The organism is Mangrovicoccus ximenensis (assembly GCF_003056725.1).
Classification (GTDB): Bacteria; Pseudomonadota; Alphaproteobacteria; order Rhodobacterales; family Rhodobacteraceae; genus Mangrovicoccus; species Mangrovicoccus ximenensis.
In genome coordinates this window covers 1,135,768-1,157,771 of sequence record NZ_QBKZ01000001.1, presented here as the reverse complement: position 1 = coordinate 1,157,771, position 22,004 = coordinate 1,135,768, and the positions used below count along the sequence as shown (strand labels likewise).

General features: G+C 69.3%; 21 protein-coding genes and 6 pseudogenes. 14 read left to right on the top strand and 13 right to left on the bottom strand.

What is annotated here, in order from left to right; genetic code table 11:
• On the bottom strand, positions 1 to 789 hold a 789-nt coding region (locus tag C7T91_RS06275; RefSeq protein WP_236638007.1), incomplete at its 3' end, for a CheR family methyltransferase.
• A gap of 194 nt (positions 790 to 983) precedes the next feature.
• Between C7T91_RS06275 and C7T91_RS06270 the strand changes: the two are divergent.
• Positions 984 to 1,289, top strand: a pseudogene (locus C7T91_RS06270) (thiamine pyrophosphate-binding protein); the annotation flags it as partial.
• Here C7T91_RS06270 and C7T91_RS39120 read toward each other — a convergent pair.
• The gene (locus tag C7T91_RS39120; RefSeq protein WP_407943260.1) at positions 1,267 to 1,488 is read right to left on the bottom strand and encodes a hypothetical protein; all 222 of its coding nucleotides are present in this window, start codon (positions 1,486 to 1,488) and stop codon (positions 1,267 to 1,269) included. The pseudogene C7T91_RS06270 and the gene C7T91_RS39120 sit on opposite strands and share 23 nt — an antisense overlap.
• A gap of 30 nt (positions 1,489 to 1,518) precedes the next feature.
• Positions 1,519 to 2,208, bottom strand: a pseudogene (locus tag C7T91_RS06265) (ABC transporter ATP-binding protein); the annotation flags it as partial.
• 338 nt (positions 2,209 to 2,546) lie between these two features.
• Here C7T91_RS06265 and C7T91_RS06260 point away from each other — a divergent pair.
• From C7T91_RS06260 to C7T91_RS06245, 5 genes are read left to right on the top strand one after another with little or no spacing between them, the layout of a single operon-like run.
• Positions 2,547 to 3,329 carry an SDR family oxidoreductase gene (locus tag C7T91_RS06260; protein WP_108258421.1) on the top strand — a complete coding sequence of 261 codons (783 nt, stop codon included), beginning with the start codon at positions 2,547 to 2,549 and terminating at the stop codon, positions 3,327 to 3,329.
• Positions 3,329 to 3,592: a hypothetical protein gene (locus C7T91_RS34870; RefSeq protein ID WP_236638006.1), complete on the top strand. Its 264-nt coding sequence runs from the start codon at positions 3,329 to 3,331 to the stop codon at positions 3,590 to 3,592. Before C7T91_RS06260 ends, C7T91_RS34870 begins: the two co-directional genes overlap by 1 nt.
• A complete protein-coding gene (locus C7T91_RS06255; protein ID WP_236638052.1) occupies positions 3,589 to 4,452 on the top strand; it encodes a pyridoxal phosphate-dependent aminotransferase in 864 nt (287 codons plus the stop codon). Before C7T91_RS34870 ends, C7T91_RS06255 begins: the two co-directional genes overlap by 4 nt.
• A gap of 11 nt (positions 4,453 to 4,463) precedes the next feature.
• On the top strand, positions 4,464 to 5,342 hold the full coding sequence (locus C7T91_RS06250; RefSeq protein ID WP_108258420.1) for an alpha/beta fold hydrolase: 879 nt from the start codon (positions 4,464 to 4,466) through the stop codon (positions 5,340 to 5,342).
• Positions 5,343 to 5,345: 3 nt separating this feature from the next.
• Positions 5,346 to 6,446 carry a hydantoinase/carbamoylase family amidase gene (locus tag C7T91_RS06245; RefSeq protein WP_108258419.1) on the top strand — a complete coding sequence of 367 codons (1,101 nt, stop codon included), beginning with the start codon at positions 5,346 to 5,348 and terminating at the stop codon, positions 6,444 to 6,446.
• Here the strand turns inward: C7T91_RS06245 and C7T91_RS34865 are convergent.
• The 9 genes and pseudogenes from C7T91_RS34865 to C7T91_RS06205 all read right to left on the bottom strand — a co-directional run.
• Positions 6,415 to 7,137 (bottom strand): annotated as a pseudogene (locus C7T91_RS34865) (branched-chain amino acid ABC transporter permease); the annotation flags it as partial. The gene C7T91_RS06245 and the pseudogene C7T91_RS34865 overlap by 32 nt on opposite strands.
• 97 nt (positions 7,138 to 7,234) lie before the next feature.
• Positions 7,235 to 8,101, bottom strand: coding sequence for a branched-chain amino acid ABC transporter permease (locus C7T91_RS06235; RefSeq protein WP_108258417.1), 867 nt, complete (start codon positions 8,099 to 8,101; stop codon positions 7,235 to 7,237).
• 2 nt (positions 8,102 to 8,103) lie between these two features.
• Positions 8,104 to 8,814: an ABC transporter ATP-binding protein gene (locus C7T91_RS06230; protein ID WP_108258416.1), complete on the bottom strand. Its 711-nt coding sequence runs from the start codon at positions 8,812 to 8,814 to the stop codon at positions 8,104 to 8,106.
• Positions 8,811 to 9,539, bottom strand: a complete 729-nt coding sequence (locus C7T91_RS06225; protein WP_108258415.1) for an ABC transporter ATP-binding protein — start codon at positions 9,537 to 9,539, stop codon at positions 8,811 to 8,813. Before C7T91_RS06225 ends, C7T91_RS06230 begins: the two co-directional genes overlap by 4 nt.
• Before the next feature lie 59 nt (positions 9,540 to 9,598).
• Positions 9,599 to 10,879, bottom strand: coding sequence for an ABC transporter substrate-binding protein (locus C7T91_RS06220; RefSeq protein ID WP_108258414.1), 1,281 nt, complete (start codon positions 10,877 to 10,879; stop codon positions 9,599 to 9,601).
• Positions 10,880 to 10,934: 55 nt separating this feature from the next.
• Positions 10,935 to 11,498: an SDR family NAD(P)-dependent oxidoreductase gene (locus tag C7T91_RS06215; protein WP_407943250.1), complete on the bottom strand. Its 564-nt coding sequence runs from the start codon at positions 11,496 to 11,498 to the stop codon at positions 10,935 to 10,937.
• A 61-nt stretch (positions 11,499 to 11,559) separates the two neighbouring features.
• Positions 11,560 to 12,255: pseudogene (locus tag C7T91_RS06210) on the bottom strand (efflux RND transporter permease subunit); the annotation flags it as partial.
• Positions 12,252 to 12,374, bottom strand: coding sequence for a hypothetical protein (locus C7T91_RS37745; RefSeq protein WP_269100107.1), 123 nt, complete (start codon positions 12,372 to 12,374; stop codon positions 12,252 to 12,254). The pseudogene C7T91_RS06210 and the gene C7T91_RS37745, both read right to left, overlap by 4 nt.
• Positions 12,371 to 13,732, bottom strand: a complete 1,362-nt coding sequence (locus tag C7T91_RS06205) for an AMP-binding protein (RefSeq protein ID WP_108258412.1) — start codon at positions 13,730 to 13,732, stop codon at positions 12,371 to 12,373. The genes C7T91_RS37745 and C7T91_RS06205 overlap by 4 nt, the downstream gene beginning before the upstream one ends.
• A 17-nt stretch (positions 13,733 to 13,749) precedes the next feature.
• On the opposite strand from C7T91_RS06205, the pseudogene C7T91_RS06200 reads away from it, so the two are divergent.
• The 5 genes and pseudogenes from C7T91_RS06200 to C7T91_RS06180 form a co-directional block, all read left to right on the top strand.
• Positions 13,750 to 14,442 (top strand): annotated as a pseudogene (locus C7T91_RS06200) (SDR family NAD(P)-dependent oxidoreductase); the annotation flags it as partial.
• A gap of 61 nt (positions 14,443 to 14,503) precedes the next feature.
• Positions 14,504 to 15,961, top strand: coding sequence for an NAD-dependent succinate-semialdehyde dehydrogenase (locus C7T91_RS06195; RefSeq protein ID WP_108258410.1), 1,458 nt, complete (start codon positions 14,504 to 14,506; stop codon positions 15,959 to 15,961).
• A gap of 11 nt (positions 15,962 to 15,972) precedes the next feature.
• Complete coding sequence (locus C7T91_RS06190; RefSeq protein ID WP_108258409.1) at positions 15,973 to 16,740, top strand: SDR family NAD(P)-dependent oxidoreductase; 768 nt, start codon at positions 15,973 to 15,975, stop codon at positions 16,738 to 16,740.
• 10 nt (positions 16,741 to 16,750) lie between these two features.
• Positions 16,751 to 16,981 carry a tautomerase family protein gene (locus C7T91_RS06185; RefSeq protein WP_108258408.1) on the top strand — a complete coding sequence of 77 codons (231 nt, stop codon included), beginning with the start codon at positions 16,751 to 16,753 and terminating at the stop codon, positions 16,979 to 16,981.
• On the top strand, positions 16,974 to 17,960 hold the full coding sequence (locus tag C7T91_RS06180; RefSeq protein ID WP_108258407.1) for an amidohydrolase family protein: 987 nt from the start codon (positions 16,974 to 16,976) through the stop codon (positions 17,958 to 17,960). The genes C7T91_RS06185 and C7T91_RS06180 overlap by 8 nt, the downstream gene beginning before the upstream one ends.
• 42 nt (positions 17,961 to 18,002) lie before the next feature.
• Here the strand turns inward: C7T91_RS06180 and C7T91_RS06175 are convergent, their stop codons facing one another.
• A complete protein-coding gene (locus C7T91_RS06175) occupies positions 18,003 to 18,290 on the bottom strand; it encodes a helix-turn-helix domain-containing protein (RefSeq protein ID WP_108258406.1) in 288 nt (95 codons plus the stop codon).
• Between the two features lie 561 nt (positions 18,291 to 18,851).
• Between C7T91_RS06175 and C7T91_RS06170 the strand changes: the two genes are divergently transcribed.
• The 3 genes and pseudogenes from C7T91_RS06170 to C7T91_RS06160 all read left to right on the top strand — a co-directional run bounded on the left by C7T91_RS06170 (position 18,852) and on the right by C7T91_RS06160 (position 21,767).
• The gene (locus C7T91_RS06170; protein ID WP_108258405.1) at positions 18,852 to 19,463 is read left to right on the top strand and encodes a response regulator; all 612 of its coding nucleotides are present in this window, start codon (positions 18,852 to 18,854) and stop codon (positions 19,461 to 19,463) included.
• A 352-nt stretch (positions 19,464 to 19,815) separates the two neighbouring features.
• Positions 19,816 to 20,784, top strand: a pseudogene (locus tag C7T91_RS06165) (phosphopentomutase); the annotation flags it as partial.
• Entirely contained in the window at positions 20,781 to 21,767 is a 987-nt protein-coding gene (locus C7T91_RS06160; protein WP_108258404.1) for an adenosine deaminase, read from the top strand. The pseudogene C7T91_RS06165 and the gene C7T91_RS06160, both read left to right, overlap by 4 nt.
• Positions 21,768 to 22,004: the final 237 nt, after the last annotated feature.

Sequence of the window (22,004 nt, the reverse complement as noted above, 5' to 3'; positions counted from 1 at the left end):
GACTTCGTAGCCGTCCGGCGTCGGGATGAAATATTCCTGCAGGTAGTTCGGAGGGATCTCGTCCATCGCCGATTGCGGATAGACGCCGCGCCGCGCCTGGGCCAGTGCCTCCTCGTCGATGTCGGTGCCGAAGATCACCACCTGCGGATGGGCGTTGATGCGCGACAGCTCCTCGCTGAGCAGCATGGCCATCGTGTAGGCCTCCTGCCCCGAGGAACAGCCCGGCACCCAGATCCGCACCTCTTCGTCGCGGCCGCGGCCCTTGAGGATCTCGGGCAGCACCGCGGTGCGCAGCCGGTCCCAGGCCTCGGGATCGCGGAAGAACCCGGTGACGTTGATCAGCACGTCATGGATCAGCTTGCGGGCCTCTTCGCGGTCCTGCATCAGCTTCTTGACGTATTCCGCGGGCGAGGTGACGCCCAGAACCGACATCCGCAGGGACAGCCGCCGCATCAGCGTCGAGTGCTTGTAATGGGTGAAGTCATGCCCGGTATGGTAGCGGACATGCTTGAACACCTTGTCGATGAAGTCGCGGTCGCTCTCGATCGCCGGCTCCAGCCCGGATTTGCGGTCGAAGAAATCGGCGAGCGCGTCGACCATTTCCTCGGTGCGCAGGAGCATGAAGCCCTTGATCGCGGTGCAGGCGACCTTCGGCGTCTCGACATAGGCGATGCCGCGCTCCGGATCGGGATTGACGAGGTAGTCGAGCTGCCGGCCGATCACCCCGAGCCTCGAGGACAGGCCGGGAAGCGCAGGCGGTTCGGCGGGGCGGCGGGCAGCTTGGGTCACGCGGTCGGGGTCTCCGTCTGGCGGGGCGTCTCCCCCTGTTCTGGCGGGTGCCGCCGCGCGGCACAAGGGCCGGTGCCCCCGCGGCGGCTGAAAAGACACTTTGGGGAACTTTTAAAGAAACTAAACTGAGTTTTTGTTTCCAAAGCGGCTGGGCTATCCAAGCGGCCGACAGGAGCCGAACCCGAAGGACCCCCATGAACCAGGCAGCTTCCCCAACCGTCACCGTGCATCAGGCCCTGGCCCGCGGGCTGGCCCAGCTGGGCGCGGGCCATGTCTTCGGATTGGTGGGCGATGCCAACCTGTTCCTGGTCAATGCCTATGTCGATGAGGGGCTCGGCCGCTACACCGCCTGCCTGCACGAGGCGTCGGCGGTTCTGGCGGCGCTCGGCCATGCCCAGGTCACTGGCCGCACCGGGGTCGCCACCGTCACCCATGGTCCGGCGCTGACCAACACGGTCACCGCGCTGGCCGAGGGCGTCAAGGCGGGGATCCCGCTGGTCGTGCTGGCCGGCGATACCGCGCCGGGCGACACGCAGCACCTGCAGAAGATCGACCAGCGCGAGGTCGTCGCCGCGAGCGGCGCGGGCTTCGTCGAGATGCGCAGCCCGGAGCCAGCGCCCGGCCCTCCGGCAGCGGCAGGAGGGCGCCATTGCCGAGGTCGAGCGCGCCGCCGCGCACCGTGGCGGAGAGGAAGTTCATCTGCGGCGAGCCGAGGAAGCCGGCCACGAAGCGCGTCGCGGGCCGGTCGTAAAGCTCCTGCGGGCTGCCCTGCTGCTCGATCCTGCCATCCTTCAGCACGACGACCCGGTCCGCGAGCGTCATCGCCTCGACCTGGTCATGGGTGACATAGATGGTGGTCGCACGGAGCCGGTCATGGATGCGGCGGATCTCGGCGCGCATCTGGCCGCGCAGCTGCGCGTCCAGATTCGACAGCGGCTCGTCGAACAGGAACACCTCCGGTTCGCGCACGATGGCGCGGCCCATGGCGACGCGCTGGCGCTGGCCGCCCGACAGGGCCTTCGGGTGCCGGTCGAGGAATCCCGCGAGGCCCAGCGTTTCCGCGGCGGCCTCGACCCGGCGCCGGATCTCGGCGCGCGGCATCTTCGCCAGCCGGAGCCCGAAGCTCATGTTCTGCGCCACCGTCATATGGGGATAGAGCGCGTAGTTCTGGAACACCATGGCAATGCCCCGCTCTCGCGGCTCCAGCCCGTCGACCCGCCGGTTGCCGATGCGGATCTCGCCCGCCGTCGGTTCCTCCAGACCCGCGATCATCCGCAGGGTCGTCGACTTGCCGCAGCCCGAGGGCCCGACCAGAACGAGGAACTCGCCGTCCTGCACGTCGAGATCGAGACCGGAGATCGTGTTGGCGCCGGACCCTTCATAGGTCTTGCCGATGCCTGCGAGGCTCACCTGGGCCATGGGGCTCCTTTCCTTCCGCCGTGTCCCGGGGCGCGGATGCAGGGGCGGCATGCGCGCCCCGGGAACGACTCGAAAGCACACGGAAAATGCGCATCCGTAAACATTCGTTCTGCATGCACAGCGATATTTTATGTACGTCATTTGTCGTTTGGTTAGTTTTCCGGCAAGATACCTGCACACTCAATGTGTGTATGCCGGATTTCGCGGCACAAGCCCGACTCCCCTTCCCAGCGGAACGGTTTTCGCTGCATTTGCGGCAGTCCGGTGAAATCATCGGTTTACAGGATGCCGCTTCTCTGTATGCAGAAAGCAACTTTGTGCATCCAACGGAGACAGCGATGAAACTGGACCTGACCGGCAAGACCGCCCTGATCACGGGAGCCTCCAAGGGCATCGGGTATAGCTGCGCCAAGACGCTGGCGGCGGAAGGCTGCAACCTGCACCTGGCGGCGCGCAATGCCGACGCCCTTTCCGCGCTGAAGGCCGAGCTCGACGCCGAATACGATGTCGAGGTGACGATCCACCCCGCCGATCTCGGCTCTGCCGAGGCGATGACCGCGCTCGACGCCGCGGCCGGCGACTACGACATCCTGATCAACAATGCGGGCGACATTCCCGCGGGCCCGCTGGACGAGGTCACCGACGAGGCAATCCGCAAGGGGTTCGAGCTGAAGGTCTTCGGCTACATCACCCTGTCACGCCTGTTCTTCGCCAAGCGCAAGGGCAAGCCGGACAGCGTGATCATCAACGTGATCGGCAATTCCGGCGAGAACTGGGACGCCTCCTATTTCGCGGGCTCGACCGGCAATGCATCGCTGATGTCCTTCACCAAGGCGATCGGCGGCCGGTCGCTCGATGACGGCATCCGCGTCGTCGGCGTCAATCCGGGCCCGGTCGATACCGACCGGATGCTGAAGATCATGAAGCGCAAGGCCATCGACATGCTGGGCGACGAGAGCCGCTGGGAAGAGCTCTACGCGAAATACCCGGGCAAGCGCCCCGCCACCGCCGAGGAAGTCGCCGATCTCTGCACCTTCCTGGCCTCGCCGAAAGCAGGCTACATCACCGGCACCGTGGTCACCATCGACGGCGGCATCGCGGCACGGGGCTCGGTGATCTGATGGCCGACCTGTCCGTCCGCAACCGGTATTTCGACGACCTGTTCTCCACGCCGGACCTGGCGTGGATGGGGCAGAACACCAACCACATTCCGGCCCATCCGGCGGTGACCGCGGCGATGACCGCCTCGATCGAAGCTGGCGAGTTCAATGCCTATGCCCCGCCCCTGGGCTTCGAAGAGCTGCGCGACGCCATCGTCGCCGATGTCGGCGTGCCCGGGCTCGAGGCGCTGGTGACCGAGGGCGGCGTCAACGCGCTTCGCTGATCTGCCGGGCGCGGGCAAAGCCCGGCACCACGCTGGTCACCACCGATCCGACCTGGAAATGGCCCTGCCAGTTCGCCGAGCAGCAGGGCGCCGAGATCGTGCAGACGCCGATCTACGGCCCCGAGACCGGCTACAAGCTGACCCCGGAGCTCTTGCGCGCCCATATCGACGAGCGCTGCGCGATCCTCTACCTGGTCGACCCCAACAACCCGCTGGGCGTCACCTACACCGCCGCGGAAATCGCCGAATTCGCCGCCATCGCCAAGGAGAACGGCGCGCTTCTGGTGCATGACTGCACCTATCGCGATTTCGCAGACGGGCATACGCCGGCGGTCTCCGTGGATGCAGACAATGCCGTCTGCACGCTCTCCTTCTCCAAGTGGCTGGGGCTTGCCGGCATGCGCATCGGCGCGCTCGTCGGCAACCCGGCGCTGATCGCCGAACTGGCCGCGGTCTCGACCTCGGTTCTGGGCGGCAATGTCGTGGCACAGCGCGGCGCCGTCGCCGGGCTGAAGGTCAAGGCCGAGTGGATGCAGACCGTCCGCCGCATCGACCTGGCCAACAAGCAGAAGATCAAGGCCGCCGCCGAAGCCGTCGGCATGTCGGTGCCGGTCTGGCCGTCGCACGGCAACTTCATCATCGTCGAGACCGCGGGCGTGCGCCCCGAGGCGATCGTCGAGGCCGCACGGCTCGACGGGGTGATGATCCGCCAGGGCGCCTATCACACCGCGGCCTTCGGCGACCGCTTCATCAAAGTGTCGACCACGGTCCCGGAAGCCTGGGCCGACAAGCTCGCCGCCAATTTCGCAGCCTATGTCGAGACGGCCAGGGGCCTGACCGACGTGCCTGCTTTGTTCTGAGGAGAGGCCGGATGTACGCAACCGCGAAGGACGGCACCAGGATCTACTACGAGACGGCGGGCGAAACCGGCACGCCGATCCTGTTCATCCACGAGTTCGGCGGCAATTACGACGCGTGGGAGCCGCAGATGAGCCATTTCGCGCGACGCCACCGCTGCATTACCTATGCGGCGCGCGGCTACGCGCCCTCGGACATCCCGGCGGATCTGGAGAAGTATTCCCAGGCCATCGCCGTCGATGACGCCATCGCCGTGCTCGATGCGCTCGGCATCGAAAAGGCGCATGTCGTCGGGCTGAGCATGGGCGGCTTTGCAACCGTGCATTTCGGGCTCACCTACCCGGACCGTGCGCTGTCGCTGACCGTCGCGGGCGCAGGCTATGGCTGCGAGAAGGAGACCGAGGACTATTTCCGCGGCGTCTCGCTGACCGTCGCCGACAAGTTCGGGGCGGACCCGGCGGGCTTCGCCGAGATCTACGGCCGCGGCGCCAGCAGGGTGCAGTTCGAGAACAAGGACCCGCGCGGGCATCTGGACTTCGTCGAGCGCCTCGCGCGCCACGACAAGGTCGGCGCAGCCAACACGATGCGCGGCGTGCAGGCACGGCGGCCGTCCTTCTGGGACCTGGAAGACAAGCTCAGGGCCTGCACCCTGCCAACCTTGGTCATGGTCGGCGACGAGGACGACCACTGCCTGCAGCCGGGCATCTACCTCAAGAAGACGATGCCCGCCTCGGGCCTGCTGATCCTGCCGAAAACCGGCCACACGCTGAACCTCGAGGAGCCGGTCCTGTTCAACCTGCACCTGGCCGAGTTCATCGCGCAGGCCGAGGCCGGGGCCGGGGGGCTGCGCGATCCCCGCGCCAACCCCGCCCAGGTCATGCGGGCGGACTGAACCATGGAGCACCGCCCCCGGATCGACGGAGACCGCCTCTGGTCGCGGCTGATGGAAATGGCCGCGATCGGCGCCCTGCCCTGCGGCAAGGGCGTCAACCGCCAGGCGCTTTCCGCCGAGGACCGCGCCGCGATGCGCCTGCTGATCGGCTGGGGGCGGGCCATCGGGCTCACACCCGGTTTCGACACCGCCGGGAACCTGTTCCTGGAAATGGCGGGAAAAGCGGAGGGCGCGCCGGTGCTGATCGGCTCGCATCTCGACAGCCAGCCGACCGGCGGGCGCTTCGACGGCGTTTTCGGCGTGCTGGCGGCCTTCGAAGCGCTGGAAACCCTGCAGGACGCGGGCATCGTGCCGCCGCGCCCGGTCACGCTGGTCGCCTGGATGAACGAGGAGGGCAGCCGCTTCGCACCGGGCATGATGGGTTCCGAAGTCTTCGCCGGCACCCGCAGCCTCGGCGACATCCGCGCCGCCGCCGATGCCGGGGGCGTCACCGTCGGCGCCGAGCTCGACCGGCTGGCGGAGAGCTTCCCCGACGTGCCGGTCCGCGAACCGGGCTTTCCGCTCCATGCCTATGTCGAGCCGCATATCGAGCAGGCCGACCTGCTGGAGACCGGCGGCAAGGCGATCGGCGCGGTGACCGGCATCCAGGGCAAGAAGACCTTCCAAGTCACGATCACCGGGCGCGAGGCCCATGCCGGGACCGAACCGATGGAGCGGCGGCAGGACGCGGTGCAGGCCTTCGTCCGCATCGCGGCCGCCATGCAGGCCGCCGCGCTGGCGGCCGGACCCGATATCCGCTTCACCATCGGCCGGGTCGAGGTGCTCCCGAACGCGCCGTCGGTCGTGCCCGCCGAGGTGCGCTTCCGCATCGACCTGCGCCATCCCGAAAATGCAGTGCTCGACGCCACAGCCTTGGCGCTGGAGCCGTCCGACGGGCGGCGCGGCGGTCCTTCCAGCGCTGCGGCAGCGCCGCGATGCCGCCCGGCTCCCAGAGCATCATGCCGATCGCCGCGGCGCCCAGAACGATCATGTAGACCGGCCCCAGATCGGACAGGTTCTCGCGCAGCAGCACGAAGAGCACGGCGCCGATCACCGGACCGATGATCCGCCCCATGCCGCCGATCACCACGATGAAGATGATGAACACCGTCCAGTCGGTCAGGCTGAACGAGCCCGACGGGTTGATCCTGAGCTTCTGCAGCGTGTTCAGCGCGCCCAGCAGCGACAGCATCGCGCCCGAGGCGACGAAGAGCATCGCCTTCACCGCCACCGGGTTCACGCCGAGCGCCATGGCGGCATTCTCGTTGTCGCGCATCGCCCGGAGCGCATAGCCCCGCCGGGAATGCATCACCAGGATGATGAACAGGACGACGAGGCTGAGGATCGCGAAGGAGAGCCAGTAGATGTTCTCGATCCGCTCGGGGGTGCGGGCGCCGAAGGCGCGCACGATCTCGGGCCGCAGGCTGATGCCCGAACCGCCGCCGAAGCCCGGCAGCTTGCCCGCCGCCAGCATCATCACCTCGGCCAGCACCCAGCTGCCGATCGCGAAATACGCGACGCGCATCCGGCTGAGGATGGCGAAGACCGGCAGCGACAGCAGCGCGCCGAAGGGCACGGTCAGCGCCATCGCCGCGAAGGGATGCAGGCCGAGATGCGCGGTGAAGCCGTAGAAGGCATAGGCGCCCGCCCCGATGAAGGCATGCTGGCCGATCGAGACCACCCCGCCGAAGCCCGCCAGAAGGTTCCAGAGCTGGGCGACGGCGATGATGATGAAGAGGTCGGTCAGGTAGCGCATGGTGCCGTTGCCGACGAAGAACGGCAGCGGCGCCATCACGGCGACGGCCAGCGCGAGGCAGGCCAGCGGCAGGGCGGGGGACGGCATCTTCATGGCCTCAGCCTCCATGCTTGGGGAACAGCCCGCGCGGACGCAGGACGAGGAGGACGAGGAACACCAGATGCCCCGCCAGCACCTGCCAGGAGGCGTCGATCTGCGCCCCGGCCATCTGCGCGACGCCGAGGATGATGCCGCCCGCCAGCGTGCCCCACATCGAGCCGAGCCCGCCGATCACGATCGCCTCGAAGGCGGTCAGCAGCCGGGTCGGGCCGCTGGCCGGATCGAAATTGCCGCGCACCGCCATCAGCAGCGCCGCGATCGCGACGGTGACCATGACGATGGCAAAGGCCTTGCGGAACACCGCGCGGGTGTCGAGCCCCAGCATCGCGGCGTTCTCCTCGCTGTCGGAGACCGCGCGCAGCGCCCGGCCGAAGGCGGTGCGGTAGATCATCAGCTGCAGCCCGCCGATCAGCGCCACCGCCAGCGCGAAGACGACGAGCGAGAACACCCCGACATGCAGCTCCGGCAGGATCTCGACGCTGGCCTGTTCCAGCGCGCCGAGGCTCAGCTTCTGCGGATCGGCGCCGAAGCCCATCAGCATCAGGTTCTGCAGGATGATCGAGACGCCGAAGGCGACGAGCAGCGGGATCAGCGGATCGCGGCGCGGCACGAATTCGAAGAGCCCGCGCTGCAGCAGCCAGCCCGCGCCCGCCGCCAGCAGCAGGATCGCCGGCGCCGCCGCCGGGAGCGGAATGCCGAGGAACTCGGTCACCATCAGCCCGGCATAGGCGAAGGCGACGATCAGGTCGCCATGCGCGATATTGACGATCCGCATGACGCCGAAGAGCAGGCTGAGCCCCAGCGCGTAGAGCGCGAAGAGGCCGCCGAGCAGGACGCCCTGGACAAGGGTATTGAGCAATTCCACGGCTATCTCCCGAAATAGGCTTCTGCGACGCGCTCTTCCTCGGCCTCGGCGGAGAGGCCCGAGAGCGACACGCGGCCCTCGAGAACGCAGTAGTATCGGGCGGAAATCTGCAGCGCCTTGCGCATCGCCTGTTCGACCACGAGGATGGCCAGCCCGCCGGCGGCGAGCCGCCCGAGCTGTTCGTAGAGCCGCCCGATGATCGTCGGCGCCAGCCCGAGGCTTATTTCGTCGCAGAGCAGGACCCGCGGATTGGTCATCAGCGCGCGGCCGATGGCGATCATTTGCTGCTGCCCGCCCGACAGCATGGTGCCCGACAGGTGCCGCTTCGCCACGAGATCGGGGAACAGGTCGTAGATCCGGTCGAGCGTCCAGGGATCGTCCGAATGCGGCCGCCCGAGCTGCGCGCCCAGCAGGATGTTCTCCTCGACGCTGAGCGAGGGAAAGATGCGCCGCCCCTCGGGCACGAGGCCGATGCCCGCGCGGGTGATCTCCGGCGGGGCGAGGCCCAGGAGCTCCTGCCCGTCGAGCCGGACGCTGCCGCGACCCTGCCCCTCGGTGCCGCAGATGCCGCGGATCAGCGAGCTTTTCCCGGCGCCGTTGGCTCCGATCACCGCGATGATCTCGCCCGCGCCGATTTCCAGGTCGAGCCCGTGCAGCGCCGCGAACTGGCCATAGCTCAGATGCAGGTTGCTGACCGTCAGAAGGGCGCTCATGCCTCTGCCTCCGCTCCGAAATAGAGGGCGCGGACCTCGGGATCGGCCAGCACCGCGTCGATCTTGCCGCGGGTGATGATGCGCTTGTCGGCGAGCACCGCGATTTCGTCGACGAACTGGGTCAGCGCATGGACGACATGCTCGATCCAGATCACCGCCGTCCCGCGCCCGGTGACCGCCGCGAGAATCTCCAGCAGCGTGCCGCATTCCGCCTCGGTCAGCCCGCCCGCGATTTCGTCGAGCAGCAGCAGCTTCGGCCGCATCGCCGCCGCCTTGGCCAGCTCCAGCCGCTTCAGGTCGAGAAGCGCCAGCGACCCGGCGAGCTTCTGCGCATGCGCGCCGAGCCCGGTCAGCTCGAGGATCTCCTGCGCGCGTGCACGCGCCTCGTGCAGCCCCAGCCCCGCGCCGCTGGTGCAGGCGACGACGATGTTGTCGGCGACCGTCATGTGGGTGAAGGGCTGCGGGATCTGGAAGGTGCGGCCGATCCCGGCGCGGCAGGCGGTCCAGGGCCGCATCTGGCCGAGATCGCGCCCCTGATAGATCATCTGCCCGCCCGACGGCCGGTGCAGCCCCGAGATCAGGTTGAACATCGTGCTCTTGCCCGCGCCGTTCGGCCCCAGCACGCCCAGCCGCGCCCCCGGCGCGAGCACGAAGCTGACATCGCGGAAGACCTCGATGCCGCCGAACGACTTCGAGACCTCCCGAAGTTCGAGAAGTGGTTGCAAGACTGTCTCCAATTTTCCGCGGATCGCCGGCCGCGCAGCGGCGGCCGGCCGGCGCAGGCTCAGTAGGCCAGCGGCTGGACCTCGCCCTCGACCGGAACCTCCGGCGCGAATTCGTTGTCGCAGATCACCAGCCGGAGCGGGAACTTGTCGCCCTTGACCCACTGCCCGCCGGCGGTGGGCGTCATGCTGGTATTGGGCAGCGGCCCGGTGCGGAAATTCACCGGCCCGACCACCGACACCATGTCGGTCTCGTTGAACGCCGCCTGGATCGAGGACGGATCGTCCAGATCCTGCGCGCGCTTCAGCCCGTCGAAGATCACCTCGAAGAGCGAATGGCGGTAGGCCAGCGGCATCGACCACTGGCGGCCCGAGGCGTCCTCGTATTCGTCCGCCAGCTCCTGCGAACTCTGCCCGGTCAGGGTCGAGGCATAGGGATAGCTCGGCGCCCACCAGACTTCGGTCAGCAGGCCCTCGGCGCGGGACCCGAACGGCTCGAGCGCAGCCGGAAACTGAACGGTCTTGCCGGCATAGACCAGCTTCGGGCGGAAGCTCTGCTGCGCCGCCTCGTTCCAGAAGGTGGTGAATTCCGGCGGCGGGATCACGCCGTAGATGAGCTCCACCCCGTCGGCCTTGAACTGCGAGACCGCCGCCGCGTAGGAGCTCAGCGGCATGTCGAACCGCCCCGGATCCGACAGGCCGTAGCCCAGCTTCTCGAAGAGCGGCGGATAGCTTTCGGCGAAGGCGATGCCGTCGCCGTCATTCGGCCAGAGCGCGCCGACCATCTTGTTCGAGGCGATCTGCCCGAACATGTTGAGGTTCGTTCCGGCCGATTGCGTGCCCGAGAAGAAGAAATGGTTGGTCCATTCGAAGCCCGTCTCCGGATCGCCGCCGCGGGCCTGGAAATAGGGCTCGATCGGGGTGTCGTTGGTGACGCAGGGCACGCCGTTGAGCTCGCACATGTCCGAGACCGGCACCGTCGTTTCGGGCGTGGCCGCCGCGATCATCAGGTCGACGCCCTCGTCGAGGATCAGCTCGGCCGCGACTTCGGAGGCGCGGTTCGGGTTCGACTGGCTGTCGCGCAGCAGGATCTCGAAGGGCACGCTGCGCCCGTCGATCGACAGCTGCCCGCCGGTCGCCCGCTGCACCTGGCCGAGCACGAAATCGACATGCTCGGAAAAGAAGGCCAGCGGCCCGGTGCGCGGCATCACCATGCCGATCCTGATGGTCCGTCCGGCCGCATAGGCCGGCAGGCAGAGGCCCGAGGCCGCAACCGCGGCCGCTCCGGTGCCCAGAAACCCGCGCCGGCTGAACCCGGTCCTCTTGCGCGTTCCGTTCGTCATGTCTTCCTCCTCTTTCTGGGGGACCGGCCTCCTCCGGCCGGCCTTGCCTGGCTGGTCAGGAGACCGAATAGCCTCCGTCGACCGGAATGCTGACGCCGGTGACGAAGCCCGAGGCCTTCGAGGCCAGGAACACCGCCGTGCCGGCCAGGTCGCCGGGTTCGCCCCAGCGCGCCGCCGGGGTGCGGGCCAGCACGCGTTCGTCGAGCCCCTTCATCTCGCGCCGCCCCTGCGCGCCGAGACCGGTATTGATCCATCCCGGAAGGATGGCGTTGACCTGGATGTCTTCCTGCGCCCAGGCCACGGCGAGGCTCTTGGTCAGCTGCACCACGCCGCCCTTCGAGGCGGCATAGGCCGGAACCTCGCCCGCGCCGAAGATCGAGTACATCGAGCCGATGTTGATGATCTTGCCGCCGCCGTCGCGCAGCGCGTCATAGGCGAACTTCGACAGGTGGAAGACGCTGCGCAGGTTGACCGAGACGTTCAGGTCCCACTGCTCCATCGTCATTTCCTCGGGGCGGCAATGGATGCCGATGCCCGCGTTGTTGACGAGGATGTCGAGCCGTCCGAACCGCGCCAGCGTGCCGTCGACCAGCGCCTGCGCGTCTTCGGTCACGGTCACGTCCGCGGCGAGGCCCAGCACCTCGGCGCCGGTCTCGGCCGCCAGCCGCGCGGCCCATCCGGGTGCGCGCCAGCAGCTGGATCTGCCGCGCGCCGGTCTCGATCTCGCCGGCGGGCAGCTCGATGTTGTTGGCCTGCAGCGCCGAGGCGATGTCGCCGGTGGTCACCCCGTGCGAGGCCATCAGCCCGGCATCGAGCCAGATCCGCATCGCGGGCGCGCGCTCGCCGAAGATCGCGGCATTGGCCACGCCCGGCAGCCGCGCCAGCCGGTCGGTGATGTAGCGGTCGGCATAGTCCGACAGCTCCAGCGGCGTCATCGACGGCGAGGACAGCGACAGCCGCAGCACCGGGTCGCCCTGGTCGTCGTTCTTGCGCACGATCGGCGCATCTGCGCCGTCGGGCAGGTCGCGCGCGGCACGGTCGACGGCGGTGCGCACGTCATTCGCCGCCGCCTCTATATCGGCGGAGGGATCGAAGGTCAGCACGGTGCGCGCCCGGCCCCGCTCGCTCTCGGTCTCCATGCTCTCGAGCCCGGCAATGCCCGCGAGCGCGCCCTCGATGGTGCTGGCCACCTGGCTGTCGACCACGTCCGGAGCGGCGCCGGTATAGCTGGTGAGGACGGTGATCCGGGCGGCATCGGTCTGCGGCAGCTCGCGCACCGGCAGGCCCAGGAGCGCCATGGTGCCGATCAGCACGATCAGGAGGTTGGCGACCGTGGCCAGGACCGGACGGCGGATGGCGAGGTCGGGCAGGCTCATTGCGCCAGCTCCGCGCTCTGCGCCGGCCGGGCCTCGATCCCGGTGCCGTCGGAGACGCGGTGCAGGTTGGTGACGATCACCTGCGCGCCGTCGGGCAGGCCGCTGCTGATCTCGATCATGCCGCGCGCTTGCGCGCCGGTGACCACTTCGACGCGGCGCGCGCCGAGAGATCGGCACGCACGGCGCCTTCGGCATCGGTCACCAGGCACACCCGCTCGCCCTTGCGCGGATCGGCGAGACTGACGGCGGCGACATGCGCCTCCGGCCAGCAGGCGGCCGCGAGTTCCTCGCAGGCGGCCAGCGACACCATCTCGCCGCCGATCTTGGCGAAGCGCTTGGCGCGGCCGACGATGCGGATATAGCCCTCGGCATCGCGCTCGACGATGTCGCCGGTGTCGTACCAGCCGTCCTCGACCGGCACGAGCCGTCCGCCGCCGCCCGGCAGCAGGTAGCCCGCCATCACGTTCGGGCCGCTGATCCAGAGCTTGCGCCCGCCGATCCCCGGCACCTCTTCCTCGCGCAGCGCGATCCCGGTCAGCGGACGGCCGACGGTTCCTGCCCGCGCCTCCATCGGCGTGTTGAGCGCGATCACCGGCCCGGCCTCGGTTGCGCCGTAGCCTTCGAGGATGCGCACGCCGAACCGGTCCGCAAAGAGCCTGCGGGTCGCGTCCTGCACCGCCTCGGCCCCGGCGATGGCGGCCCGCACGGTGGCGAAGTCATAGGCCTCGGCCTTCCTGGCCCAGCCGTTGAGGAAGGTGTTGGTGCCGAAGATCAGCGTCGCCTGGTGCGCATAGACCATCTCGGGGATGGCGCTGTAATGCAGCGGCGAGGGATAGACCGCCAGCGGCGCGCCCGCCGCCAGCGGCAGCAGCAGCCCGGCGGTCAGGCCCAGCGAATGGAAGACCGGCATCGCCGAGAGCACCCGGTCGCGCGATCCGACATCGGTGCGGGCCCGCACCTGGGCGATGTTCGCCACGATGTTGCCATGGGTCAGCACCACGCCCTTCGGCGCGCCCTCGGTGCCGCTGGTGAACAGCACCACCGCGGGGTCGGAAGGGCCGACCGGCAGGTCGGTGGCGCGGCGCGCGGCCCAAAGAGCCTTCAGCTTGCGCGCCGGGGTGATCCGCGCCTTCAAAGCGTCGGTCCACAGGATCTCGATCCCCGCGGCCTCGAGGGCGGCGATCACCTCGCCGAGCCCGGCCTTCGCGACGAAATCTCGGCTGGTGATGATCCGGCGCATGGCCGCGGTCTCTGCCGCCGACAGCATCGCCGCCGCTCCGAGGGTCGGGTTCAGGATCGCGGCGACGCGGCCCGCCCGCCAGAGCCCCATCAGCACCACCGCCACCGCCGAGACGCCGGGCAGCAGCACGCCGACCCGCTCTCCCGGTCCGGTGCAGTCCTGCAGCAGCGCCGAGAAGGCCGCCGCGCCGCGGATGATCTGCCGGTTGGTCAGGCCGTTGCCGGCCGGGTCGGTGATCGCCCCGCAATCCCGAGGCTGCCGCGGCCGTGGCCGCCGGGATCGAGGCGGCGGGCGGCACCGCCATGGCGCTGGAACTCGATGTCGGGCGCGCGGACCATATCGAGGCGGGCATCGCCGCGGTGGCCGAGCGTTTCGGCGGGATCGACGTGCTGATCAACGTGGCCGTGCTGGTCGCGCCGGGCTTCCTCGGGCCGGAGGCGCAGTCCCGATGGGACGAGGCCTTCCATGTCAATGTCCGCTCGGCGCTCGATCTGGCGCTGGCCTGCCATCCGCATCTGAAGGCCAGCCCGGTCGGCGCGATCGTCCATGCCGGGTCCCTGGCGGGAACGCATGGCTATGCCCGCTCGGGCTCCTACGGGCCGTCGAAGGCCGCGCTGATCACGCTGTCGCGGCAGATGGCGCTGGAATGGGCGGTGGACGGGATCCGCGTCAACGTCGTGATCCCGGGCACCATCCTGTCGCCTGCGCTGGTGCGCGACCTGTCCCCGCAAGCGATCGAGACCCGCAAGGCGCAGGTGCCGCTCGGGCGCCTGTCCCAACCCAGCGAGCAGGCCGATGCGGCGGTGTTCCTCGCCTCGCCCGCGGCCTCCTTCATCACCGGCCAGGTGCTGACCGTCGACGGCGGCTTCTCGGTCAATCTCTATCCCCAGCCGATGGGGCTGAGCCAGAGCATGCGCGAGCATGCCGAAAGCGCCGCCGCGTCCTGAGCGCGGCCCTCCCACAATTCCGGACGGCGCGGCCGTCCCGACCCACAGACAGGAAGAGACCATGGACGGACCTGCACACGCCTATACCTATCCCGATGTCGGGCTGCTGATCGGCGGCGACTGGATCCATGACCGCGCGCCCTGCCACCATGTGCAGAACCCGGCCAATGACGAGATCCTAGGCCCGGTTCCCGGCGCCACCGATGCCGATCTGGACCGGGCGCTCGAGATCGCGCAGAAGGGCTTCGAGATCTGGCGCAAGGTGCCGCCGCAGGAGCGTTCGGCCCTGCTGAAGCGCGTGGCCCAGCTCATGCGCGAGCGCGCCGCCGAGATCGCCCCGGCGATCACGCTGGAGCACGGCAAGCCGCTCGCCGATGCCGAGGCCGAGGTGTCGCGCTCGTCGAGCTTCCTCGATTGGGATGCCGAGCAGCTCCTGCGCAATTGCGGCCGCATCGTGCCGACCCAGCATCCGAACTATCAATTCGTGGTGCGCGAACCGATTGGCCCGGTCGCGGCCTTCACCCCCTGGAACGTGCCGGTCAGCGCGGCGGGCCGCAAGCTCGCCGGGACCATCGCCGCGGGCTGTTCGGTGATCATCAAGCCCGCCAGCCAGACCCCGGCCTCGACCTGCCTCCTGGCGCAGTGCTTCCTCGATGCCGGCCTGCCCGAGGGCGTGCTGCAGGTGGTGCACGGCAACTCGGCGCGGGTGTCGGAAAAGCTGATCCTGTCGCCGGTGATCCGCGCGGTGACGCTGACCGGCTCGGTCGAGGTCGGCAAGCAGCTGATGCGGCTTGCCGCCGAGGGCGTGAAGCCCGCGCTGATGGAACTCGGCGGCCATGCCCCGGTGCTGATCGGCGCAGACGTGAACCCCGCCAAGGTCGCCGAGCTGGCAGTGGGCGGCAAGTTCCGCATGGCGGGCCAGCTCTGCGTCTCGCCCTCGCGCTTCCTGGTGCACGAGAAGGTCTATGACGACTTCACCGGCGAATTCGCCGCGCGCGCTGCCAAGCTGAAGGTCGGCGACGGCTTCACCGAGGGCGCCGAGGTCGGGCCGCTGGTCAATTTCCGCCGCATCGAGACCATGCAAGGCATGGTCGACGACGCGGTGATGCGCGGCGCGAAGCTGCTCTCGGGCGGCAACAGGGTCGGCAACAAGGGCTGCTTCTATGCGCCGACCGTGCTGGGCGACGTGCCGCTCGACGCACGGGTGATGCATGAGGAACCCTTCGGCCCGATCGCGCCCTGCGCGAAGGTCGCGGACATGGAGGAGGCGCTGCGCATCGCCAACGACATCGAGGTCGGGCTGGCGGGCTATGTCTTCACCAATGACGTCGAGCTGGCCGACCGGCTGTCGAACGCGCTGGAATGCGGCTCGGTGGCGATCAACCAGTTCACCAGCCCCGGCGCGGATGCGCCTTTCGGCGGCCACAAGGAAAGCGGCATCGGCACCGAGGGCGGGATGGAGACGCTCGACGCCTACACGGTGTCGAAGACCATCAGCCAGCGCCGCGTGAACATCTGAGGGAGAGAGAGATGACGGGACTGCTTGACGGGAAGGTCGCGCTGATCACCGGCGCGGCCGGCGGGATCGGCCGCGCCTCGGCGCAGCTTTTCGCCGAAGAGGGCGCGCGGCTGGTGATCTCGGATATCGGCGCCGAGGGCGTCGAGGAAACCGCCGCGCTGGTGCGGGACGCGGGCGGCGAGGTGGTGCCGGTGGTGGCCGATCTCGGCAGCCGCGACGACATCCGCGCGATGGTGGCTGCGGCGGTGGACACATGGGGGCGGCTCGACTGCGCCTTCAACAATGCCGGGATCACCGGCGGCCAGATCGGCCAGGGCGGGCGGCTGACCGCGGAATGGGACGAGGACGCGTTCGACCGGATCATCGACATCAACCTCAAGGGCACCTGGCTCTGCATGGTGGCCGAGCTGAACCAGATGATGGCGCAGGAGGCAGGCGGCGCGATCCTGTCGACTGCCTCGCTGGCGGGCATCCAGGGCTTTCCGACGACGACGGGCTATTCGGCCAGCAAGCACGCGATCGTCGGCATGACCAAGACCGCGGCCATGGAATACGCGCCGAAGGTCCGGGTCAACGCGCTCTGCCCGGGCTATGTCGACACGCCGATGCTGACCGACACCATGTCCCGCCGAGGCGAGCTGATCCTCGGCCAGATCCCCTTCGGGCGGCTCGCCGATCCGCGCGAGATGGCGCAGATGGCCGCCTGGGCGCTGTCGGACCGCGCCAGCTATGTCAGCGGCCAGTGCCTGGCCGTCGACGGCGCCTTCACCGCGGGCTGAGGAGGAACCCATGCCGCATATCGCGATCAAGATGATCGAGGGGCGCGACGAGGCGCTGAAGCAGAAGATCGCCGACGCCATGGTGCGGGCGGCGGTCGAGGCGATGGGCGTGGCCGAGGGCGACCTGTCCGTCGCCATCGAGGACGTGCCGCGCGCCGACTGGATCGGGCAGGTCTTCCTGCCCGAGATCCGCGGCAAGAAGGAGACGCTCTACAAGCTGCCGGGCTACAAGGATGTCTGAGCCGATCCTGGAGCCGGATCTGCCGATCATCGACGCGCATCACCATCTCTTCGACCGGCACGGCACGCGCTACATGATCGACGAGTTCCTTGCCGACATGCGCGCGGGACACAACGTGGTGGCCTCCGTCTATGTCGAGGCCTCGGCCTTCCTGCGCCGCGAGGGGCCCGAGATCCTGCGCCCCCTCGGCGAGGTGGAGTTCGCCAATGGCGTCGGCGCGATGTGCGCGGGCACCGACTTCGAGGGCCCGCGCGCCTGCGCCGCCATCGTCGGCAAGGCGGATCTGCGTGCCGGCGCGGCGGTGGGCGAGCTCTTGGACCGGCAGATTTCGGCCGCGCCCGATCGGTTCCGCGGCATCCGCCAGATCGTCATGGACCATCCCAGCGACGTGCCCTTCCGGTACTTCTTCACCGGGCGGCCGCCGCAGGGCATCTACGGCGACCCGGCCTTCCGCGAAGGCTTCCGCGAGCTGGCGGCGCGGGGGCTGACCTATGACGCGACCGGCTTCCACCTGCAGCTGCCGCAGATCGCGGCGCTTGCGGACGACTTCCCGGACACGCCGGTCATCGTCAACCACATGACGGTGGCGATGGGGCTGGAGATGACTGCGGAGGAGCGCGCCGCGCTGTTTGCCGAGTGGAAGGCAGGGCTGGCAGAGGTCGCGAAGCGGCCCAACGCGGTCTGCAAGATCGGCGGGCTTGGCATGCCGATCTGGGGATTCGGCTTCGACACGCGCGAGACCAAACCGGGCAGCAAAGAGCTGGCCGCGGCCTGGCGGCCCTTTGTCGAGACCGCGATCGAGTTGTTCGGGCCGGAGCGGGCGATGATGGAAAGCAACTTCCCGCCCGATGCACGCTCCTGCGGCTATGTCGAGCTGTGGAACGCGCTGAAGCGGATCACCTCAGGCTGCTCCGCCGAGGAAAAGGCCGCGCTCTACAGCGGCACCGCGGCGCGGGTCTACCGCATCGCGCTGCCGTGACCGGCGGGGCAGGGGGACGCCCCCTGCCCCTGCCCATGGCGCTCACTCGGGATCGGCGCCGAGCGCCTCGAGCTTCTTGTAGAGATAGGAGCGCGACACGCCGAGATACTCCGCCGCCTTCTTCTTGTTGCCCTTGTAGCGGATGATGGCGTCGTTGATCAGCTTCGCCTCGAGCTCCTCCAGCGTATCTTTCAGCGTGCCGCCCGAGCGAGCCTGGGCGGCCGCGGCGGAGGCCAGCCTGCAGGAGCAGCGGCACGAAATCGGTGCCGTTGAGGTTCTCCGCCAGGCGGCGCCCGGCCAGGCGCGCGCCCAGCTCCACGCCGATCCCATCCGGCAGCAGCAGATCCGCCGTCTCCAGCGCATCGGCATAGCGCGAGTCCCGCGCCCGGACATTGCAGCAATGCGCGTTGACGAAGGCCACGCGGCTGCGGCGGCCGGGCGCGAGCAGATGCGCGATCACCGCGGAGGCGGCGGCCGAGACCAGCTCCATTCCCATCACGGTTTCGGTCCGGAGCGGCGGCGACGGGCTGGACATCGGATTGGCGAAAAGTCGGGCAGGCAGGGCAAGGGTCATCGGGAAATCCTTTCCGGAATGTTGACCCAGCGATGCTCCGGCAGGGGCCTCCGGCTCAACGCCGCGTCAGGACAGCCGGCCTGCCCGGAGGGATGGCGCAGTGCCGGTCCGGAGAGGCCGCCAGCCGGATGGCGAGCGGCGGCTATCCTTGCGGATCGCCCGGCCATGCCTCCGCACTGCCGGCCGGCGGTGCGACAATGGCGCAGCTTGGCGCGAACTGCTTGAGGAACCGCAAGGAACGTTTATTCTCTTCCGGAAACAGAGTGCCCAGGCGGCCGGGGTTGTCCCGGCCCCGGCACGGCACCGGAGCATCGGCCATGCGCATCCTCATTGCGGACGACCATGACCTGCTGAGGGACACGCTCGTGGTGTTCCTGCAGCAGGAACAGGACATGGAGACCGTGACGGCCCGGGATTTCGGCGAGGCCCTGCAGCTGGCCGAGGCCGGACCGGCCTTCGACCTCGTCCTGCTCGACTATTCGATGCCCGGCATGGACGGGCTGGAGGGGCTCGACCGGATGCGCGCCACGCCGGGGACCGGACAGGTGGCGATCATCTCGGGCACGGCGAGCCGCGCGATCGCCGAGGACGTCCTGGCCCGGGGCGCGGCCGGGTTCCTGCCCAAGACGCTGTCGGCGAAATCGCTGGTGAACGCGATCCGCTTCATGGCGATGGGCGAGCAATACGCCCCGCTCGACTTCCTGCGCGGCAGCACGGCAGAGGCGCATCCGCTGGCCGGAAAGCTGTCGAGCCGCGAGCTTGAGATGCTCGAAGGCCTGAGCCAGGGCAAGTCCAACAAGGAGATCGCCCGCGATCTGGACCTGCGCGAGCCGACGGTGAAGCTGCACATGAAGACGCTCTACCGCAAGATCGGCGCAACCAACCGCACCCAGGCGGCGCTGATCGCCAAGCAGGAAGGCCTGTTCTGAACCGCCGCCGCTGAAAGCGCCGCCTACAGTCGCCGCACCGCCCGAATTCCGGACCCGGATCTTCGCCTTGGCGGACCGGCCGCATTTCCCGGTCTCGTCCGCCCGGGACCGCCCCCCTTTCCCGCCGACTGCATCGGCCGCACCGGCCCGGACAGGCAGGCCTATCCGTCGGGATAGGACGTCTGGCCGGACAGGCAGGCACGGCATCCGGGAGCGCCGAAGCCCCGGGGGGCGCGATGGCCTAGGGTGCAGCCCGTGCCGTTTGCCCTGCGAGGAGCCCCGATGCCCGCCTTCCCGAGACTGCCCCGCCGCGGCCGCCCGACCGCCGGCGGAGGGCACCGGCCATTGGCCCGCGCCCGGCCCCGATGCCGCCTGGGCGGCGGCCTCCGAGGTGTCGCCGGGCAAGGACACGCCCTCGGGCCATTGGGAGCTGGCCGGGCTGCCGGTACCGTTCGACTGGACCTATTATCCCGATGCCGATCCGGCCTTCCCGCCGGAGGACCTCAAGCTCGTGCGCGACATCGCCGGGGTGGCGGGCACGCTCTGCAATGCCCATGGCTCGGGCACGGACGTGCTCGAGCGGTTCGGCGCCGCGCATGTGCGGACCGGCTGGCCGATCTGCTACACCTCGGTCGACAGCGTCTTCCAGATCGCCGCGCACGAGGAAAGCTTCGGGCTTGCGCGGCTTCTCGACCTCTGCGAGCGGCTGGCGCCCCACCTGCATGAAAAGCGCGTCGGCCGGGTGATCGCGCGGCCGTTCCTCGGCAGCCCGGAGGAGGGCTTCGCCCGCACCGTCAACCGCCGCGACTACGCGCTCAGGCCGCCGCGGCCGACGCTCTGCAACTGGGCGCAGGCGGCCGGGCACGAGGTCCGCGCCGTCGGCAAGATCCGGGACATCTTCGCGGGGAGCGGCGTTTCCTCGGTCAGGAAGGGCAGCGATGCCCAGCTGATGGAGCATCTGCTCGACGACATCCGCGGGGCGCCCGAGGGCAGCCTGACCTTCGCCAACTTCGTCGAGTTCGACAGCCTCTGGGGCCATCGCCGCAATGTCGCGGGCTATGCGCGGGCGCTGGAATGGTTCGACGCGCAGGTGCCGCGGCTGCTCGATGCGCTGCGCCCCGGCGACCTGATCCTGTTCACCGCCGACCATGGCAACGATCCCACCTGGCGGGGCACCGACCACACCCGCGAGCGCGTGCCGGTGCTGGGCCGCGGCCTTGTGCCCGGCGCGAAGGGACTCTGCGCTTTTGTGGATGTCGCCGCCACCGTGGCGTGCCATCTCGGCCTCGATGACACCGGACCCGGAACGCCCCTGACATGAAATCCCTCCCCAAGGCCGAACTTCACCTGCATCTCGAAGGCGCGGCGCCGCCTGCCTTCATCGCCGGCCTCGCGAAGCAGAAGAAGATCGACATCGCCCGCGTCTTCGACGAGCGGGGCCATTACGCCTTCGACGACTTCCCGCATTTCCTCGAGGTCTACGAGGCCGCGACCTCGGTGCTGAAGACGCCCGAGGATTACGCGCGGCTGGTCACCGCCGTGGCGGGCGAGCTGGCCGAACAGGGTGTGGTCTATGCCGAGACCTTCCTCAGCCCGGATTTCTGCGGCGGCGGCGATGTCTCCGCCTGGCGCGACTACGTGGCCGCGATGCAGGAGGCGGCGCTGGCCGCCGAGGCCCATGGCGGCCCGATCCTGCGCGGCGTGGTGACCTGCATCCGGCATTTCGGCCCGGACAAGGCCAAGCGCGCCGCGCTCTGCGCCGCCGAGACGATGGGCGATTTCGTCACCGGCTACGGCATTGCCGGCAACGAGACGATGGGCCGCCCGAAGGATTTCGCCTGGAGCTTCGACCTGGCGCGCGAGGCCGAGCTGGGCCTGACGGCGCATGCCGGCGAATGGGGCGGGCCAGTCTCGGTCCGCGAGGCCATAGAGGATCTGCGGGTCAGCCGCATCGGCCATGGCGTAAGGGCGATCGAAGATCTGGCGCTGGTCGACCGGCTGGCCGAGGACGGCATCGTGCTGGAGGTCTGCCCGGGGTCGAACATCGCGCTGGGCCTCTATCCGCGCTGGGACCGGCACCCGGTCTGCCAGCTCTGGGAACGCGGCGTGAAGGTCACGGTCTCGACCGACGACCCGCCGTTCTTCCACACGACGCTGTCGGGCGAATACGACCGGCTGGCCCATGCCTTCGGCTGGGACGAGGAGGTCTTCGCCGGGATCAACCGCGTGGCGGCGGAGGCGGCCTTCTGCGACGGCGCGACCCGCGAGCGTGTGCTGAAACGGCTGGGTGCCGATGCGGGATAGGGAGAACGCCAGATGACCGGAGCCGCCCGTCTTGCCGTCCTTCTGGGGCTGCTGGCTGCGCAGGCCGCCGCCCAGCCGGGCGCGGATGCCCCGCGGGGGGCGGGCGGCTCCTTTCTCGATGCCGAGGGCTGTGCCTGGCAGAAGGTGGAGATCGGCACGCGCACGCTCTGGGCGGCGCTGATCGGGCCGGGAGGCAGCCACCCCGCCCGCGCCAGGACGCGCGCGCGGGTGAAGCGG

What these genes read in the sequence shown, in the direction of transcription:
- C7T91_RS06260 (WP_108258421.1), top strand. Translation starts at nt 2,547, where the DNA reads ATGAAACTGGACCTGACCGGCAAGACCGCCCTGATCACGGGAGCCTCC.
- C7T91_RS34870 (WP_236638006.1), top strand. Translation starts at nt 3,329, where the DNA reads ATGGCCGACCTGTCCGTCCGCAACCGGTATTTCGACGACCTGTTCTCC.
- C7T91_RS06170 (WP_108258405.1), top strand. Translation starts at nt 18,852, where the DNA reads ATGCGCATCCTCATTGCGGACGACCATGACCTGCTGAGGGACACGCTC.
- C7T91_RS06250 (WP_108258420.1), top strand. Translation starts at nt 4,464, where the DNA reads ATGTACGCAACCGCGAAGGACGGCACCAGGATCTACTACGAGACGGCG.
- C7T91_RS06180 (WP_108258407.1), top strand. Translation starts at nt 16,974, where the DNA reads ATGTCTGAGCCGATCCTGGAGCCGGATCTGCCGATCATCGACGCGCAT.
- C7T91_RS06175 (WP_108258406.1), bottom strand. Translation starts at nt 18,290, where the DNA reads ATGGGATCGGCGTGGAGCTGGGCGCGCGCCTGGCCGGGCGCCGCCTGG.
- C7T91_RS37745 (WP_269100107.1), bottom strand. Translation starts at nt 12,374, where the DNA reads ATGATCGAGATCAGCAGCGGCCTGCCCGACGGCGCGCAGGTGATCGTC.
- C7T91_RS06190 (WP_108258409.1), top strand. Translation starts at nt 15,973, where the DNA reads ATGACGGGACTGCTTGACGGGAAGGTCGCGCTGATCACCGGCGCGGCC.
- C7T91_RS06245 (WP_108258419.1), top strand. Translation starts at nt 5,346, where the DNA reads ATGGAGCACCGCCCCCGGATCGACGGAGACCGCCTCTGGTCGCGGCTG.
- C7T91_RS06220 (WP_108258414.1), bottom strand. Translation starts at nt 10,879, where the DNA reads ATGACGAACGGAACGCGCAAGAGGACCGGGTTCAGCCGGCGCGGGTTT.
- C7T91_RS06195 (WP_108258410.1), top strand. Translation starts at nt 14,504, where the DNA reads ATGGACGGACCTGCACACGCCTATACCTATCCCGATGTCGGGCTGCTG.
- C7T91_RS06160 (WP_108258404.1), top strand. Translation starts at nt 20,781, where the DNA reads ATGAAATCCCTCCCCAAGGCCGAACTTCACCTGCATCTCGAAGGCGCG.
- C7T91_RS06230 (WP_108258416.1), bottom strand. Translation starts at nt 8,814, where the DNA reads ATGAGCGCCCTTCTGACGGTCAGCAACCTGCATCTGAGCTATGGCCAG.
- C7T91_RS06185 (WP_108258408.1), top strand. Translation starts at nt 16,751, where the DNA reads ATGCCGCATATCGCGATCAAGATGATCGAGGGGCGCGACGAGGCGCTG.
- C7T91_RS39120 (WP_407943260.1), bottom strand. Translation starts at nt 1,488, where the DNA reads ATGAACTTCCTCTCCGCCACGGTGCGCGGCGGCGCGCTCGACCTCGGC.